Annotated in this window: 19 protein-coding genes; 4 read left to right on the plus strand and 15 right to left on the minus strand. The window is 60.7% G+C overall.

The window, feature by feature from the left end; translation table 11 throughout:
- Nucleotides 1-105: 105 nt before the first annotated feature.
- The 4 genes from P0D71_RS00255 (at nucleotide 106) to P0D71_RS00270 (ending at nucleotide 4,690) form a co-directional block, all read left to right on the plus strand.
- Entirely contained in the window at nucleotides 106-1,266 is a 1,161-nt protein-coding gene (locus tag P0D71_RS00255; protein WP_408478658.1) for a methionine ABC transporter ATP-binding protein, read from the plus strand.
- Complete coding sequence (locus P0D71_RS00260) at nucleotides 1,259-1,915, plus strand: methionine ABC transporter permease (protein WP_408342550.1); 657 nt, start codon at nucleotides 1,259-1,261, stop codon at nucleotides 1,913-1,915. Before P0D71_RS00255 ends, P0D71_RS00260 begins: the two co-directional genes overlap by 8 nt.
- A 183-nt stretch (nucleotides 1,916-2,098) precedes the next feature.
- Nucleotides 2,099-3,301 (plus strand): acyl-CoA dehydrogenase family protein, encoded by a 1,203-nt coding sequence (locus tag P0D71_RS00265; protein ID WP_408478660.1) that lies wholly within the window; start codon nucleotides 2,099-2,101, stop codon nucleotides 3,299-3,301.
- Between the two features lie 60 nt (nucleotides 3,302-3,361).
- Entirely contained in the window at nucleotides 3,362-4,690 is a 1,329-nt protein-coding gene (locus P0D71_RS00270; protein ID WP_408182828.1) for an Nramp family divalent metal transporter, read from the plus strand.
- Nucleotides 4,691-4,816: 126 nt separating this feature from the next.
- On the opposite strand, the gene flhC is transcribed toward P0D71_RS00270, so the two are convergent.
- The 15 genes from flhC to P0D71_RS00345 all read right to left on the minus strand — a co-directional run bounded on the left by flhC (nucleotide 4,817) and on the right by P0D71_RS00345 (nucleotide 14,147).
- Nucleotides 4,817-5,392 (minus strand): flagellar transcriptional regulator FlhC, encoded by a 576-nt coding sequence (flhC, locus tag P0D71_RS00275; protein ID WP_091807302.1) that lies wholly within the window; start codon nucleotides 5,390-5,392, stop codon nucleotides 4,817-4,819.
- A 14-nt stretch (nucleotides 5,393-5,406) separates the two neighbouring features.
- Nucleotides 5,407-5,727: a flagellar transcriptional regulator FlhD gene (gene flhD / locus P0D71_RS00280; RefSeq protein ID WP_028194930.1), complete on the minus strand. Its 321-nt coding sequence runs from the start codon at nucleotides 5,725-5,727 to the stop codon at nucleotides 5,407-5,409.
- A 641-nt stretch (nucleotides 5,728-6,368) separates the two neighbouring features.
- Nucleotides 6,369-6,899 carry a GNAT family N-acetyltransferase gene (locus P0D71_RS00285; protein ID WP_408478662.1) on the minus strand — a complete coding sequence of 177 codons (531 nt, stop codon included), beginning with the start codon at nucleotides 6,897-6,899 and terminating at the stop codon, nucleotides 6,369-6,371.
- Nucleotides 6,900-6,978: 79 nt separating this feature from the next.
- Nucleotides 6,979-7,845, minus strand: a complete 867-nt coding sequence (locus P0D71_RS00290) for a helix-turn-helix domain-containing protein (protein WP_408478664.1) — start codon at nucleotides 7,843-7,845, stop codon at nucleotides 6,979-6,981.
- A gap of 177 nt (nucleotides 7,846-8,022) precedes the next feature.
- The gene (locus tag P0D71_RS00295; protein WP_408478666.1) at nucleotides 8,023-8,325 is read right to left on the minus strand and encodes an addiction module antidote protein; all 303 of its coding nucleotides are present in this window, start codon (nucleotides 8,323-8,325) and stop codon (nucleotides 8,023-8,025) included.
- Nucleotides 8,322-8,693 carry a type II toxin-antitoxin system RelE/ParE family toxin gene (locus P0D71_RS00300; protein ID WP_408478668.1) on the minus strand — a complete coding sequence of 124 codons (372 nt, stop codon included), beginning with the start codon at nucleotides 8,691-8,693 and terminating at the stop codon, nucleotides 8,322-8,324. The genes P0D71_RS00295 and P0D71_RS00300 overlap by 4 nt, the downstream gene beginning before the upstream one ends.
- Before the next feature lie 256 nt (nucleotides 8,694-8,949).
- Nucleotides 8,950-10,065: a tyrosine-type recombinase/integrase gene (locus P0D71_RS00305; RefSeq protein WP_408478670.1), complete on the minus strand. Its 1,116-nt coding sequence runs from the start codon at nucleotides 10,063-10,065 to the stop codon at nucleotides 8,950-8,952.
- A complete protein-coding gene (locus P0D71_RS00310) occupies nucleotides 10,055-10,276 on the minus strand; it encodes an excisionase (protein WP_408478672.1) in 222 nt (73 codons plus the stop codon). The genes P0D71_RS00305 and P0D71_RS00310 overlap by 11 nt, the downstream gene beginning before the upstream one ends.
- Nucleotides 10,277-10,328: 52 nt before the next feature.
- Nucleotides 10,329-10,586 (minus strand): hypothetical protein, encoded by a 258-nt coding sequence (locus tag P0D71_RS00315; RefSeq protein ID WP_408478674.1) that lies wholly within the window; start codon nucleotides 10,584-10,586, stop codon nucleotides 10,329-10,331.
- Nucleotides 10,583-10,858: a phiTE_015 family protein gene (locus P0D71_RS00320; protein ID WP_408478676.1), complete on the minus strand. Its 276-nt coding sequence runs from the start codon at nucleotides 10,856-10,858 to the stop codon at nucleotides 10,583-10,585. Before P0D71_RS00320 ends, P0D71_RS00315 begins: the two co-directional genes overlap by 4 nt.
- A gap of 228 nt (nucleotides 10,859-11,086) precedes the next feature.
- Nucleotides 11,087-11,701, minus strand: coding sequence for a hypothetical protein (locus tag P0D71_RS00325; RefSeq protein WP_408478678.1), 615 nt, complete (start codon nucleotides 11,699-11,701; stop codon nucleotides 11,087-11,089).
- A 181-nt stretch (nucleotides 11,702-11,882) separates the two neighbouring features.
- On the minus strand, nucleotides 11,883-12,248 hold the full coding sequence (locus P0D71_RS00330; RefSeq protein ID WP_408478680.1) for a hypothetical protein: 366 nt from the start codon (nucleotides 12,246-12,248) through the stop codon (nucleotides 11,883-11,885).
- Entirely contained in the window at nucleotides 12,245-12,430 is a 186-nt protein-coding gene (locus tag P0D71_RS00335; RefSeq protein WP_408478682.1) for a hypothetical protein, read from the minus strand. Before P0D71_RS00335 ends, P0D71_RS00330 begins: the two co-directional genes overlap by 4 nt.
- Nucleotides 12,427-12,780, minus strand: a complete 354-nt coding sequence (locus P0D71_RS00340; protein WP_408478684.1) for a hypothetical protein — start codon at nucleotides 12,778-12,780, stop codon at nucleotides 12,427-12,429. Before P0D71_RS00340 ends, P0D71_RS00335 begins: the two co-directional genes overlap by 4 nt.
- Nucleotides 12,781-12,821: 41 nt before the next feature.
- Nucleotides 12,822-14,147: a DNA-methyltransferase gene (locus tag P0D71_RS00345; protein ID WP_408478686.1), complete on the minus strand. Its 1,326-nt coding sequence runs from the start codon at nucleotides 14,145-14,147 to the stop codon at nucleotides 12,822-12,824.
- Nucleotides 14,148-14,172: the final 25 nt, after the last annotated feature.

Consider the following 14,172-nt stretch of genomic DNA (forward strand, 5'->3'; position numbering starts at 1 on the left):
GGGGCGAGCTTGCCCGGCTGTGCGGCGTGCATGCCGGCGCACAGCCTCGGCGCGCGATACAAACCGCTGCGCTGGCCATTGCGAAAGCCTGAAAGGAGCTAAATCATGGGCAATCTTTTCGACGCGCCGCAGTTCATCGAAGACGCGCCGTCTCTCGCTGTGCATGCGGGTTCGCACGCAGCGGCGACGCAACCCGCCGTGATATTCGACAACGTCGGCAAGGTGTTCGCCAACACGCGCGGCGTGCCGACCGCGGCGCTCGCCAACGTCACGTTGAACGTGGCGCGGGGCGAAGTGTTCGGCATTATCGGACGCAGCGGCGCGGGCAAGTCGACGCTGCTGCGACTCGTCAACGGCCTGGAGAAGCCGAGTTCAGGCGCGGTGCGCGTGAACGGCGTCAGTGTCGGCGAACTCGACGAGCGCGGACTGGTCACGTTGCGCCGACGTATCGGCATGGTGTTCCAGCACTTCAATCTGCTTTCCGCAAAGACGGTACGCGAGAACATTGCACTGCCGCTGAAAATCGCCGGTGTGCCGAAGGCGGTCATCGAGAAAAAGGTCGATGCATTGCTGGAACTGGTGGGCCTCTCCGCCAAGCGCGATGCTTATCCGGCGAGCCTGTCGGGTGGTCAGAAGCAGCGAGTCGGCATTGCGCGCGCGCTGGTCACCGACCCGGATATTCTGCTGTGCGATGAAGCCACCTCCGCACTGGATCCGGAAACGACGCAAGCCATCCTCGCGTTGCTACGCGATATCAATCAGCGCCTGAACCTGACCGTCGTATTGATCACGCACGAAATGCAGGTGATTCGCGAGGTCTGCGATACCGTTGCCGTGATCGAGCGTGGCGAAGTGGTGGAGACCGGCCCCGTGTGGCGCGTGTTCGGCGATCCGCAACATGACGCGACACGGGCGCTGTTGCGCACCTTGGTGCACGACTTGCCGGCGGATCTCGCCGAACGTGTCAAGCCATTGCACGACATCGCGCAAGCGGATGCGCGGATTCTGCTGGACGTGCGTTTCACCGGCGTCGACGCGCGCGAGCCGGATCTCGGCGGTCTGGCGTCGGCGTTGAGTGCGGACGGCGGGCGCGTGAGTTTCTTGCATGGCGGCATCGACCGGATTCAGGGGCATGCGCAGGGGCGCCTCGTGGTGTCAGCGCAGGTGCGTGCGAATGCGGACACCACGGTGCAACAGCAGATCGCGACGTTGCTCGACCGCGCACGCCGCTATGCGAACCATGTCGAGGTATTGGGCTATGTCTGAGTTGTGGCTTTCCGAACTCGCCGATGCGATTCGCGACACCATCGTCATGGTCGGCGTGTCGGCCTTTATCGCGGCGCTGGTCGGCATTCCGCTGGCGCTGGTGCTGGTCACCACGACACGCGGCGGTATCTTCGAGAAGCGGGCGGTGAATAGCACGCTCGGCGCGCTCGTCAATGCGTTCCGCTCCACGCCGTTCATCATTTTGCTGGTCGCCTTGCTGCCGCTCACGCGTTTGCTGATCGGCACGACGATCGGCGTGTGGGCCGCGATCGTGCCGCTCAGCATCGCGGCGATTCCGTTTTTCGCGCGCGTGGCGGAGGTGAGTTTGCGTGAAGTGGATCGCGGTCTGATCGAAGCTGCGCAGGCCATGGGTGCGCAGCGCCGGCACATCATCCGGCATGTGCTCCTGCCTGAGGCGCTGCCGGGCATCCTGGGCGGCTTCACCATCACCGTGGTGGCGATGATCGGTTCGTCGGCGATGGCGGGCGCGGTCGGCGCTGGCGGTCTTGGCGATCTGGCGATTCGCTATGGCTACCAGCGGTTCGATACGACCGTGATGGTGACGGTGATCGTACTGCTGATCGTGATCGTTACGGCGGTGCAGTTCGTCGGCGATCGATTCGTGCGGCGGCTCGCGCAGCGAGCTTGATCGCACATGATCGGTTGATCCGTTCTGCTCCGTTGTGCCGTCCTGCGGCTATTTGCATGAAGAATAGCCGCGCACGTTTCCGTCATCCGCATCAACAACGCCTATCATGCTAGCTAAAGCATTGAGCGCCGCGGGCGTTCTGCCTATCACCGCTCGCCGAAAAACTTTTCACTTGGAAATTGCATGAACGATCCTCGTCATGCCGACGCGTTACAAACGCCTCAGGCATCCGCTGCGCCGGTGGTGCGCGATCTCGCGAGTTTGCTCGACGCGTTGCACGCCACTGCCGCGCAGCGCGATCTCGACGGCGGCCACGCCGCACAGGAAAAACAATGGATCGCCGACGCGGGGCTGCTCACGCTCGCGGTGCCGCGCGAATTCGGCGGCCTCGGCGCGCGTTGGCCCGACATCTACGAGACGGTTCGCAAGATTGCGCGGGTGGACAGCGCGCTCGCGCATCTGCTGGGCTTTACGTGCTTGCAGGTGGTCAGCGTCAATGTATGGGGCAGTCCCGAACAACGTGCCCGCTATCTGAGCGGCACCGTCGAAAACCGATGGTGGTGGGGCAATGCCGTCAATCCGCTCGACACGCGACTCGTTGCGAGCGCAACCAGCGACGGCGGCTATCTGCTCGATGGCCAGAAGGGCTTTTGCTCCGGCACGCGCGGCTCGCAGATGATGACCGTTTCCGCACATAATCCGGTCACCGGCACCCCGGTGTTCGGCGTCGTGCCGACCACGCGGGAAGGCATCACCGTTCACGAAGACTGGAATCCGATCGGCCAGCGGCAGACCGACAGCGGCAGCGTGTCCTTCGTGCGCGTCAAGGTCGAACCGGACGAAGTGATGGTGCGGCCCGACACGCCGTACGCCAGTTTGCGCACGCTGATCTCGCAGTTGGTGCTGACCAATCTGTTCGTGGGCATCGCACAGGGCGCGCTCGACGAAGCACGGGCCTACGTCACGCGACACGGCAAGGCGTGGATCTATTCGGGCGTCGACAAAGCGACCGACGATCCCTACCTGATCCAGCGTTTCGGCGAGATGCGCCTGCAAGCGGTGAGCGCCGAAGCGCTGACCACGCGCGCCGCCTGGCTGCTCGAAGACGCCTGGCAACAAGGTCCGGCGCTTTCCGCGGAGGCTCGCGCGCAGGTTGCGCTCGCCACCTCGGAGGCAAAGATCGTCGCGCATCGCGCCGCGCTCGACGTCAGCGAGCAACTCTTCGACGCCTGTGGCGCCCGCGCCACGCACGCGCCGCTCGCGCTCGACCGTTTCTGGCGCAACGCCCGCGTGCATACGCTGCATGATCCGCTCGACTATCGCGTGCGCGACGTTGGCCGCTACGCGCTCACCGGCGCGTTGCCGGAGGTTTCTTTGTACACTTGAGGCGGTTCGCGGCGGCCTGTACGATGCGCCGTGGTTTATCCCCTTCAAGAGGCTCCCGGATTGCAGTTCAAACTACCGACCACCGCAACGGCGCCGTTTTGCCCATCCGAAGTGCAAGGCTCGGTGGCCGTTTCGCAAGGCGCGCCGTTCTGGAAGAAGATTCTGCAATTCGCGGGCCCTGGCCTGCTGGTGTCGATCGGCTATATGGACCCGGGCAACTGGGCCACCGACATCGAAGCCGGATCGCGCTATGGCTACAGCCTGCTGTTCGTCGTCATGCTGTCGAGTCTCGCGGCGATGGCGCTGCAATGCCTGAGCATGCGTCTTGGCATTGCGACCGGGCGCGACCTCGCCGAGTTGTCGAGAACGCGCTATTCGCCGGCCGTCGCGCGTTTTCAGTGGCTGCTCGCTGAACTGTCGATCGTGGCCTGCGATCTGGCCGAAGTGCTTGGCGGCGCGCTCGCTTTCCATCTGCTCTTTAAATGCTCGTTGACCACCGGCGTGCTGCTGACCGCGTTCGATACGCTGATCGTGCTCGGCCTGAAGGGCAAGAATTTCCGCGATCTCGAAGCGATCATGCTCGGCCTCATCGCGACGATCGGCGTCGGCTACATCATCGAGCTCGCGCTGGTGCAGCCGCACTGGCCGTCGGTCGCGCAGGGACTGGTTCCGTCGTGGCAGGCGTTGAGTTCGCGCGAGCCTATGTATCTGGCGATCGGCATTCTCGGCGCGACGGTCATGCCGCATAACCTTTATCTGCATTCGTCGATCGTGCAGACGCGCGCGGTGAAGCGCGATCCCGCCAGCATCCGGTCGGCGATCGGCATGTCGCGCATCGATACGATCGTCTCGCTGATGCTCGCGCTGCTGATCAACATGGCGATCCTGATTCTGGCCGCCGCTGCGTTCCATGCCACCGGCCACAATCAGGTCACCGAAATCGAAGACGCCTACAAGCTGCTCGCGCCTATCGTCGGCACGGGTTTCGCTGCGGTGTTGTTCGCCGTGACCTTGCTCGCCTCGGGACAAAGCTCGACCTTTACCGGCACGGTGGCGGGGCAGGTCATCATGGAAGGCTTCCTGAAGCTGAAGATTCCCTGCTGGCAACGGCGCTTCATTACGCGCGCACTCGCTTTGATCCCCGCGCTGATCGGCGTGCAGATGATGGGCAACGGCGCCGTCGGCAAGCTGCTGGTCGCAAGTCAGGTCGTGCTGAGCCTGCAATTGCCGTTCGCGCTTTATCCGCTGATTCGGATGACCAACGACCGTTCGCTGATGGGCGAATTCGCCAACACGTTGCTGACCCGCTGCGTCGCGTGGATGCTGTTCGTGGTGATCAGCGCGGCGAACCTTTGGCTGGTGGTGCAGACGGTGGGCCTGGCCGGATGAGCCGGCCTCGCGCCGCTTGAGCGGCGCGATTAGGACGAAAAAAAGTCCGCTCATGCGGACTTTTTCTTTCGGGCTTCGGATCGAGTCGGGCCGGACCAGCCCTCGTCGAGTCCGAGTCAATCGAGCTCAGGCAGCTTGTGCGATCTGCGCTGCATCGAGCGCTTCCTGTTCCTGGCGAGCGGCGGCGGCCTTCTTCGTCTTGCCGGCACGCGACGGCGGCTGGCATGCGCCACACACCACGTTGTGCTGCAGATCGTGTTTGTGCGCCACGAACTTGCCGGTGCAACGGCAGCATTTGGTCAATTGCAGAATGTCGGCGTCGAAGAAACGCACCAGCGTCCACGCACGCGTCAAGTCCAGCACCGGTTCGGTCTCGCTGTGCTTGCAATGTTCCAGATACAGCCGATACCCCTTGGTCAGCGCATCCAGATGCGAGCAGCGGGCTTCGTTCTTCAGGAACAGGTACGTGTTGTAGAACAGCGACGCGTGAATGTTCGCCAGCCACGTCATATACCAGTCCGCCGAAAAGGGCAGCATGCCCTTGGGCGGCGATACGCCTTTGACCTCGCGGTACAGGCGGATCATGCGGTCGCGCGAGAGCGTCAATTCACTCTCGAGCACTTGCATGCGCGCGCCGAGTTCGATCAGTGCGATGGCGCGGAATACTTCTTGTGCGTCTTCCGTCAGGCTACGCTTGAGCATGGCAGTCACCCCGGTCAAGCGAACTGTTCAGCAGGCTGGCCTGCAAGCAGGATCGCCGCGTGAGTCGGTGCGACTGCGGCGTGTTTCGTCGTTTGCGTCAAAGCCGACAACATGGAGTGGTCGTTGAAGCGGAAGAAACACAAAAGCTGATCGGAAGCGGCCAGCTTGACGATCTGCGCGAGCGACAGCCCGGCAAGCAAATCAGCCAGTTCCGACGACAGTCCCAGCCGGAACATGCCGACCGGTTTGTCCTCGCGCAACATACGTTGCGCGAGCATGATGTAAGACAAGTTGATCTCGCGGATTGAATCCAGCGTCTCGCTGCTACGGTCCATTTTCTCTGTTTCCGAAGCCCCGAATTACGATGTCGGCATTTTTTGCCGTTATGTCTTTTGTGCCTCGCCGGAAACGTTGTCCTCCGGCTACTGTCACCACCTGATACAAGCGGCGACCTTTTGATACATGGCGTTACATTTCGTAACAGCTTGGGACGAATTGTATGAAGGGTAAAACAAGAAATCAATCCCTTCTCAAAAAAATGTCTCAAAAAGATACATCAATTTTCGGTAACTCTTTCACAGGGGCGTAATACACGATGCAAACCGAATTTTCCGCCACCCCGGATTTTTGTCTGATCCATGAAAACCCTTGTACTACGGGCTTTTCGCTCTTTCGTCTGAGCAAATAGGGCGGACCCATCAAGTGCCGGTAGTTCCCGGTCGAGTTAGAAAGGAAATAGAAAGCGAGGTCAATATAAAGTAATAAATTCCGCTCTTTGACGGTGCTTTGGGGACAAAACAGAGGTGTAACAGATTGGTGCGGCCCCAGTTACAAACGAGGCCGGATTTGTAACTTCTTGTGTAACTTCGCTCGGGTGGTGCGGTGGACACGCTCGACTTCGACGCGGAACGTCGGCCGCAGAGGTGCTGCTGAACGGCGGGGAAAGTGGCGCGGGCCGCCGCGCGGTCACGGCCTATTAGATAAGCAGGGCCATCAGATCGGCGTCGTGGAAGACCCCGCCGACATTCAGCGCTCCGACTTCGCAGCCATATTTGCGAAAGCCGAGCGACTCGTAAAGTTTCCTCGCGGCCTCGTTGCGGCTGCCGACTAATAACTGGATTTGCCGCAGGCCGTCCATACGCGAGGCCCGCCTCAGCAACTCCTTCAGCAAAGCGCGCCCGACGCCGCGGCCGGCAGCCTCCGGCGCGACATACATGCCGACCACGGCGGCCTTATGCCGCTGTTTGTCGCTCGGGATCCGGATCAGTCCAACCACGCCGATCAATGGTGTTCCTGCCGATGCGTAAGCGCCGAGCAAAAAGTCACCTTCGGCCGCACGCGAGCCGTCCAGCATTGCATTGTGTTGCGACGGACCTTTGGCAAGTGCTTCTTCGTAACTCTGGCCGAACGAATCCGGATGCGCTTTCAGTCCGCGCAGCCGCAGGTTGAAGTAGTCGTCGCGGTCGTCGGGACCGAGTTGGCGTACGAGTACAGCGTTCTCGCTCAAGTGTCTCTCCGTGTGGGGCCGGTGATTGAAAGGCTGAAAGACTCGATATCGAACTGCGACCTGTCTGTCACGGTCCAGGCTATGGTTGGCGTGCCGCCTCGGCGCACTGGCTCTCGCCGAAATCGCGCAACGCCGTAGCGGTTTGCGGGTCGGCCGGAAAGAACGCCTCGATCGCGAGTTCCGAGAGCGTCACGTCCACCGGCGTGCCGAACACGGTGGTCGTGCTGAAAAACGATAGCACGCCGATCGGCGTGCGCAGCCGCAGCGGTACTGCAATCTGGTTGACGGCGGTGTTGTCGTGCTCGGTCGCATCCGCGCCCGGCGGCGCGGGGTACGCCGCCAATTCGTCGCGCAGCGCGCTCAACGTGTCGTCCCCGCTCACGTCGATTTGCCGCTGAAGTCGCGCGAGTATGTGCTCGCGCCATGCATGCCAATTGACGATGGACGCAGCGATACCCTCCGGATGCAGGCTCAGGCGCAGTGCGTTGACCGGCGGCTTCAGCAGTTCCGGACTTGCGCCGTTCAGCAAAGGCGCAAGCGCGCCGTTCGCGGCAACGATGGTCCAGTGCCGGTCGATGGCAAGCGCCGGGTAGGGTTCGTGTCCTTTCAGCACCAACTCGACAGCCTCGCGTGCAGCGGCCAACTGCGGATCCGATAGCGGGCGTTCCCGGAACAGCGGTGCGTAGCCTGCGGCGACCAGCAGTGCATTGCGCGCGCGCAGCGGCACGTCGAGCCGTTCAGCAAGATGCATGACCATTTCCCGGCTCGGCACTGCGCGGCCTGATTCGACGAAGCTCAGATGCCGGGTCGAAATATCGGCTTCGGCGGCGAGCAGCAGTTGGCTCATTCTTCGACGCTGGCGCCATTCGCGCAGCAGGTCGCCGACCGTGCGGCTGGCCGCCGGCAAGTGTGGCGGGACTGGTTGCGCAAGGGAGAGTGTGTTCATGCCACCGATCATAGCCAAACCGCGCTAGCGATCCATTACCTCAGAGGTAATGGAATACCCCGCAATACCCCGGAATGCCATCTGCCACGCCTACGAAACTTCGGAAAGACGCGTGACACCGTAGTAAGCCGCGGCAAATCGACGAAACGGCAAAGCCGACAGAGCGGGACACCCGACTCAGACCGCCGCTACGCCTTCCGGTACCACGTTGAGTTTGACTCCGAGTGCACGCAGCAGTCTGAGCACCGTGTCCATACGCGGTTTGGAGCCGGGTGCAAGCGTTTTGTAGAGGCTTTCGCGGCCAAGTCCGGCATCTGCCGCGACCTTGGTGATGCCGCGCGCTTTGGCGATGTCGGCGATCGCGGCGAGCAGGACGTCGGCGTCGCCTTCTTCGAGCGCTGCGTTGAGATACTCGGCGATCATTTCCTCGCTATCGAGGTAATGCGACGCGTCGAAGCGTGCGGTTTTGATTCTGCTCATGACAGTTCCTTTCTGATTGCTGCCCACATTGTTTTGGCATGCTTGATATCGGCCGACTGGGTGGATTTGTCGCCACCGCATAGCAGGAGATAGATCATGCCTTTTTCACGCGCGAAGTAGACCCGATAGCCGGGGCCACAGTCGATGCGCATCTCGGACACACCTTCTTCAAGCAACTTGACGTCGCCGAAATGCCCGCGTTCCGCACGCCGGATACGCACGAGTATTTTCGCCCTGGCTCTTAAATCGGAGAGCCGTGCAAGCCAGGTGTCGAACTCCTCGGTGCGGTTGATCGTGTACTCAGGTGGTGAACCGATCTGTCGAGAAGTGTATCCGTGTAGATACGATCTTGCAAGTGTAAAAACCATATTGAAAAAGCGCCCCCGTGCCCGTGTTTGTTGAGTGCGTCACAAGCCGCGCGCCGGCGCCGCGCAGCCCCCATTGCCACACGAGATTAGCGGCTGCCGCCGCGGCTGACGACTCGGCCGGATGGCCAATCCGGCGCTCGACGCAATGCGCTCGCGCCGCAGCGCAAGACTGCTTACCTCTCAGGTAATCGACGCAGCCGGAAACGCCCGCCCCAGCTAGAGCGTCTGGAATTCGTCTGGAATTCGTCTGGAATTTTCAACCGGCAAGCTTGACTTCGACCCATTCGGCGCCGCGCACGTCTCGGTACATTGCGGTCATGCTGGCACTCTTGTGACCGAGAATTGCTTGGGCGAATTCGGGGCTGTATTGCTCCGAGTAGAGCCGCGCGGCGAGACTGCGCAGCTCGTGAAAGGTGGGCGGCGTCTTGCCTTCTTCCCACGTGATTTCCGACGCCTCCCGAGCGCGAGCGAAGGCACGCGTCAGCGCGTTGACTTCCAGTGCGTCGCCGGGCTTTATCTGGCCATGCCGCCTGACGTGATGCAGCATGGGCTTGGATATGATCGAGTCTCGGCATCGCCTGATAACCTCCTCGAGCGACAACCCGAGGGCATCAAGGCGCACGCCGACCGGTATGCGAAGCTTCACGCCAGTCTTCTTCTGGGTGACGAATAGAAACCCGTCCTTAACGTCGGAAAACAGCATCGACGCGACATCCTCCCGGCGTTGCGCGGTCAGCATCGCCAATTCCATGCAGCGAGCGGCCCACGGCACATCCTGCTGTGCAACCTCATATATTTTCCGGAACTGATCCAACGTCAGGCGCGAGCGCTCTACCTCAAAGCCTGGAACCCGAGTAACGGTCACCGGGTTCTTCCCTGTTTCAATAAGGCCTCGCGTCTCTGCCTCGCGCATCATGTCGGCGAGCGTCTTTCGTACCAGCCCGGCCATCTGGGCGCCGCGCGCCGCAGTTGCATGTTTGATGAATTCAGACACTTCCGCAGTGTTGATCTCGCGAAGGTGCTTACCAACAAATGGGGCCGTGCGTACGGCGCGGATGCCCGACTTCACTGTTTTGATTGTGGCCGGCGTGCCGTTGCGCGTATCGATGTAGATCTGCTCGTATTCAGTAGCCCATGCGTCGAGTGTCTTGCCGGCTGGCTCCAATATCTTTTGGGCGAGCGAGATATTGCCGCGGCGCTTTTCGACCGCCAGATTCGCGGCGCGCGCTTCCGCGAACGCGCGCGCCTGGTCACGCCCTAGTCCGTGGTCCTGTTTTGTGCCCGGATCGCGCCAGTAGAAGTAACCGGCGCCATTCTGGTTAAGGTGATCCGGCCAGTTGCGGCGCTTTGCCTCGCGACGCCTAGCGGCCATTGCCTAGCCTCCGCGACATCTCGCCGGCATCGTCGCAATACACCGCGTCCGGCTCAACGAAATAGCGGCCGCCGCATTTGATCGGCTGCGGCACGATACGGCCATTTCGGCGCCAGTTCAAAAGTGTGTTGCGATGCGGCTTGGCGTCACCGAACAGGCGTTCCGCCCACGCTTCAAGCGTCATCAGTTTTGGCAGTTCGACGACCTTCATCAGATCCTCCAGTGTTTGCGCGTGGTTTCAATCATTCGTTGTACCGCTTCGGTCATCTATCGCCTGCCGGGTAGATGAAGTTCGGGTCGGTCGCCCACATCTTGTGCTGTGCCTCGGCTTCACCGGCGTCGATCTTGGCCTTCAATCGCTGGGCTGCATCGCAGAGGCGGTTGTATGCCTCGACGGTGCCCATCTGCGTTTCAAGGTCGCGCACCGTGCTTAGCAGACCCCACTCGCACGGCCGCATGATTCGGCGTGGCGCCGGACGTTCGCTCGTGCCCTTGACGGGCAACTGTTCGATGTTGCTCATTTTTTCTGTTCCGATGAAAGAGCGCGCACCATGCTTGCCGCTACAAGCCAGTAATTGTGATCGCGGGTTCGGCCATGCTCGGTTTCGAACCTTTTGGCTATTTCCTCCAGCGCCGCGCGGCGGGATGCTTTCCATACCGTCCACGCATCGGCGACGCCCGGTGCTGCGGCGTAGTCTTGGCCGTATTCGGTGAGCAGTTTCTTGGCGAAGTCACGATGATTTTCCGGCACATCTTTCAACCACCACGCCTCAAACTTTTCTCGCTCAGTCATTGATCACCTCCAGCGGCAAAATAGGCGAGAAGTGCGGCCACAATGGACGTTCCGAGCACGCCTCCTATCGTCAGGACGAATGCTCCGTCTCCTTGGGTTGCGGTGGCATAGCCGACTGAGCCAGCAGCTATCCCGGTCATGGCGCAAATGGCAGCTTGCGCAAATGGCGTAGTTGAAGTCATTCTGTCTCTCCGCTTGCCGGACGCGCGACGGTCATAGTGTTCATGTTCACTCCCACGCATCAATTACAAATTTCCCAAAAACGCCGCGGAACGTTCCGAGCCCGATAGCCAAACCACCTTCCTCAACCAAGTTACGGATTTCCTGCTCTTTGATCTCCTTGTTCGGATGGATGTCCAAAGTGAACTCAATAGACCAAGGCATAGGAAGCACCGGCCGCTCCTTTGGGTTCGGGATGCCCTTGTCGAGACGCGCTACGGAGCGGTGCAAATAGATACCCGTCTGAGGTTCACGGTCATCCTCAAACTTGCCGACGCGGATCGGTACGCCATCGCGCAGAATGGGCACGTAGTTGGGGTTATTCGGATGGCCGTTGACGCTGGTGAAGCTCAGACAGGCATTCGCGATGTCCTTATAGGCTCGCTTGTCCCTCAACCGCTTCGGTGCGCTGTTCGTGTTGTGCGCTGTTAGAAACGACACAATATTGATGGCCGGTAGACATAAAATGTCCGTGCCTGGCACCTGATAAATCTTCTGATGCCATTCCAGCTTCGTCTTGTTGTCGCCGGCGTACCGGTCGAACATGATGTCCCTGATTCCCCGGAGCACTACCGTCCGAGTTACCTTGTCCAGCCTCGTATCCGATTTCGTCGTTACCGTCATTTCCATTCTCCATTTCGAAACCCTCGCCATGTGTCTCGGGAAGGGGACTGTTTCCAATCCCCAACCCGCCACACACTGCTGTGGCACCTCGCCTCGCCGTGCCCTGCCGCGCATCGCCCAGCCCTGCCGGGCCTTTCCGCGCCGGTAGGTGGTAATGCGAAGTACAACGCTCTAAATCGATTTACTTGTCCTGGCCCCGCTCGTCCAGCACCACGGCAGTCGGAGAGGGCTGCGGGGCGGTATAAAGCGCCTCACCAGTTGGCTCGCCGTTCACGCCTTCGAAACGATCGTCTGCGTCACGATAAGCCCATATATCCCCGGACCCGGAAAGATTCGGTGCCCGCCACGCCACCGGCACCGCCGATTGCGCTGGCGCGGCAGCGAGCAGGGCGCGGGCGAACGCACGAATTTTCGTTAGTGTATTGAGGCCATGGAAAATCGTCTCTTCCCCGCGCTTGACATAGATTCTGTGTTCGCGTGCAAGCGCGTCAATCTGTTCATCAGTCAGTGAGGTCATATCCAATCCTTCGGGCTGGGTGGCGGTCATGACAGACTGCCGTCGATAATGTCGTGAGCTAGGCGCGTTGTCTCTTCCGCTATGGTGCTCTCATAATCAGCTTTAGCCGCTGCATGACGTATCTTTTTGTATTTCTTTATAATTTTGACTACGAGGATAAGTGGCACTTGGTATTCTCTTGCCACTGCCTCATAAAGGTCTTTTTGTTTCATGACTGGTCACCGGTAGATGGGGCGGCACGGTAACGAGTCGGCTCATGCCCGATCGCTTTGCGCAGCCGGTCGACCTTACTGGCGTCATTGGTCCATGCACGGATAAACCTCTCACCATCGCTGCCATATACTGGCTTGGGCTCGGCGAACCAAACGTAGATGTCCGGAGCCCGCACCGCCTCTGCCTGCACTTGGGCGGGGGAGCGGCTCAGCATGAACCGGATACGCGATTCAATGTTTGATGACCATTCTTCTTGAGGTCGTGTCATGCAGATGCCCTTAATCATCAGGGCGCATGCTTTAATTTCGGCGTCGCTCAGCGGCACTGCATCTTTAGTGGTATCGCTCATGATGTTGTCCTATTCGATTGCTTCGCGCGCTGCGCGGATGATTAGGCGGCGAACAGATCGCCCTGGGCGGCGGCGATCCGCTGCTGCTCAGTGACGAACTCAAGTTCATGGGAAATGCGCGCGCGGGCGATCTCGACGTATTCCGGCGTCATGTCGATCCCGATAAAACGGAACCCTTCGCGCATTGCGGCCTTGCCAGTGCTCCCCGATCCCATGAACGGGTCCAGCACCAAGCCGCCTTGCGGCGTCACTAGGCGGCAGAGGTACGCCATCAGATCGGTTGGCTTGACTGTCGGATGAGTGTTGCCTCTCAGCTCACCAGAAGCCGCTGCGACTTCATAGTCGCGCATCGTCGAGCCTTTCTTGAACTGCGGACCCGGGTTTTCAAGCCCTTCATTCCTATCCGCGCGCGAGGCCTTCGCACAGTAGAAGAACCGAGCGGCGGACCCACTATCGAGCCGGCGCGCACCGGGCTTCATGGCGAAGTTCGTTCCGCCAACAGTGGAATAGGTCGCGTTCGCGGAAGCCTCGCCGTCGCGGCCGTTGCCGCGTGCCATGGCGCCATAGACGTTCTGGGTTTTCCTGCTGCTGCTGCTGCTGCTGCTGCTCGCGTCCGCAAGTTGGCCGGGCGCGTCAGGGAATTGCTCGAGTACTTCTGGCGAACCGTCGTGAATCACGTTCGCTGGCCAACGGCCTACTTTCATCTCGCCGCGGAACTCGACGTCCTGTTTCCAGTTGCCATCGGCGACAACCGACGCGCCCGGCGCAAAGCGCTTCACGACGTATTCGCCGCCTTGAGCATCGTCGGCGTGCACGCGGCAGGCATCAATATTCAATGCGCCGGTACCGTGCAGTTCGACATTCGCCGCGACGGTGCCGATCAGCGGCTTGCGCGCCATACAGATGGGTTCGTGCGACGGCTTGAGCGCCGATCCCCAGCCGTCCCAATCCCCGTCGAGATTTTTTGACTTCGGGAATCCGCTGCCATAGATCCACATGATCTGGTCGCGAATCTCGAAACCGGCATCCTCGATCGCACAAGTCATGCGGTGATACGTGCGCGACCCAGCAAACGCGAGCAGATGACCGCCGGGCTTGAGTACACGCAGGCACTCTGACCACATCTCGACCCGGTGCGCGATGTCGCCGCCATCCCATACTTTGCCCATGAATCCCTTGTCGCCGATGCGGTGCCGTCCGTGCGGCATGTCGGGATTGTTCGTGCGTGCGTGACCGCCACGCGAAACTTGCGTCAGGTGGTACGGCGGGTCGGTAACGATGGCATCGATCGACGCATCACCCAGCGATCGCATCACTTCCATGCAGTCACCGGTGTGAAGCTCGAATCTTTGCTGTTGCTCGCCCATACTCGCCTCAATAGAAGGGTTTATT

Origin of the sequence: Paraburkholderia sp. RL17-383-BIF-A (genome assembly GCF_046028015.1) — a bacterium.
In the GTDB taxonomy this organism is placed as follows: domain Bacteria; phylum Pseudomonadota; class Gammaproteobacteria; order Burkholderiales; family Burkholderiaceae; genus Paraburkholderia.

Excerpts from the sequence above, each read along its gene's own strand:
- P0D71_RS00300 (WP_408478668.1), bottom strand. The coding sequence starts at position 8,693 with ATGGTTTTTACACTTGCAAGATCGTATCTACACGGATACACTTCTCGA.
- P0D71_RS00335 (WP_408478682.1), bottom strand. The coding sequence starts at position 12,430 with ATGAAACAAAAAGACCTTTATGAGGCAGTGGCAAGAGAATACCAAGTG.
- P0D71_RS00265 (WP_408478660.1), top strand. The coding sequence starts at position 2,099 with ATGAACGATCCTCGTCATGCCGACGCGTTACAAACGCCTCAGGCATCC.
- P0D71_RS00320 (WP_408478676.1), bottom strand. The coding sequence starts at position 10,858 with ATGACTGAGCGAGAAAAGTTTGAGGCGTGGTGGTTGAAAGATGTGCCG.
- P0D71_RS00260 (WP_408342550.1), top strand. The coding sequence starts at position 1,259 with ATGTCTGAGTTGTGGCTTTCCGAACTCGCCGATGCGATTCGCGACACC.
- flhD (WP_028194930.1), bottom strand. The coding sequence starts at position 5,727 with ATGGACCGTAGCAGCGAGACGCTGGATTCAATCCGCGAGATCAACTTG.
- P0D71_RS00290 (WP_408478664.1), bottom strand. The coding sequence starts at position 7,845 with ATGAACACACTCTCCCTTGCGCAACCAGTCCCGCCACACTTGCCGGCG.
- P0D71_RS00325 (WP_408478678.1), bottom strand. The coding sequence starts at position 11,701 with ATGACGGTAACGACGAAATCGGATACGAGGCTGGACAAGGTAACTCGG.
- P0D71_RS00315 (WP_408478674.1), bottom strand. The coding sequence starts at position 10,586 with ATGAGCAACATCGAACAGTTGCCCGTCAAGGGCACGAGCGAACGTCCG.
- flhC (WP_091807302.1), bottom strand. The coding sequence starts at position 5,392 with ATGCTCAAGCGTAGCCTGACGGAAGACGCACAAGAAGTATTCCGCGCC.
- P0D71_RS00330 (WP_408478680.1), bottom strand. The coding sequence starts at position 12,248 with ATGACCGCCACCCAGCCCGAAGGATTGGATATGACCTCACTGACTGAT.
- P0D71_RS00340 (WP_408478684.1), bottom strand. The coding sequence starts at position 12,780 with ATGAGCGATACCACTAAAGATGCAGTGCCGCTGAGCGACGCCGAAATT.
- P0D71_RS00295 (WP_408478666.1), bottom strand. The coding sequence starts at position 8,325 with ATGAGCAGAATCAAAACCGCACGCTTCGACGCGTCGCATTACCTCGAT.
- P0D71_RS00345 (WP_408478686.1), bottom strand. The coding sequence starts at position 14,147 with ATGGGCGAGCAACAGCAAAGATTCGAGCTTCACACCGGTGACTGCATG.
- P0D71_RS00255 (WP_408478658.1), top strand. The coding sequence starts at position 106 with ATGGGCAATCTTTTCGACGCGCCGCAGTTCATCGAAGACGCGCCGTCT.
- P0D71_RS00310 (WP_408478672.1), bottom strand. The coding sequence starts at position 10,276 with ATGAAGGTCGTCGAACTGCCAAAACTGATGACGCTTGAAGCGTGGGCG.
- P0D71_RS00305 (WP_408478670.1), bottom strand. The coding sequence starts at position 10,065 with ATGGCCGCTAGGCGTCGCGAGGCAAAGCGCCGCAACTGGCCGGATCAC.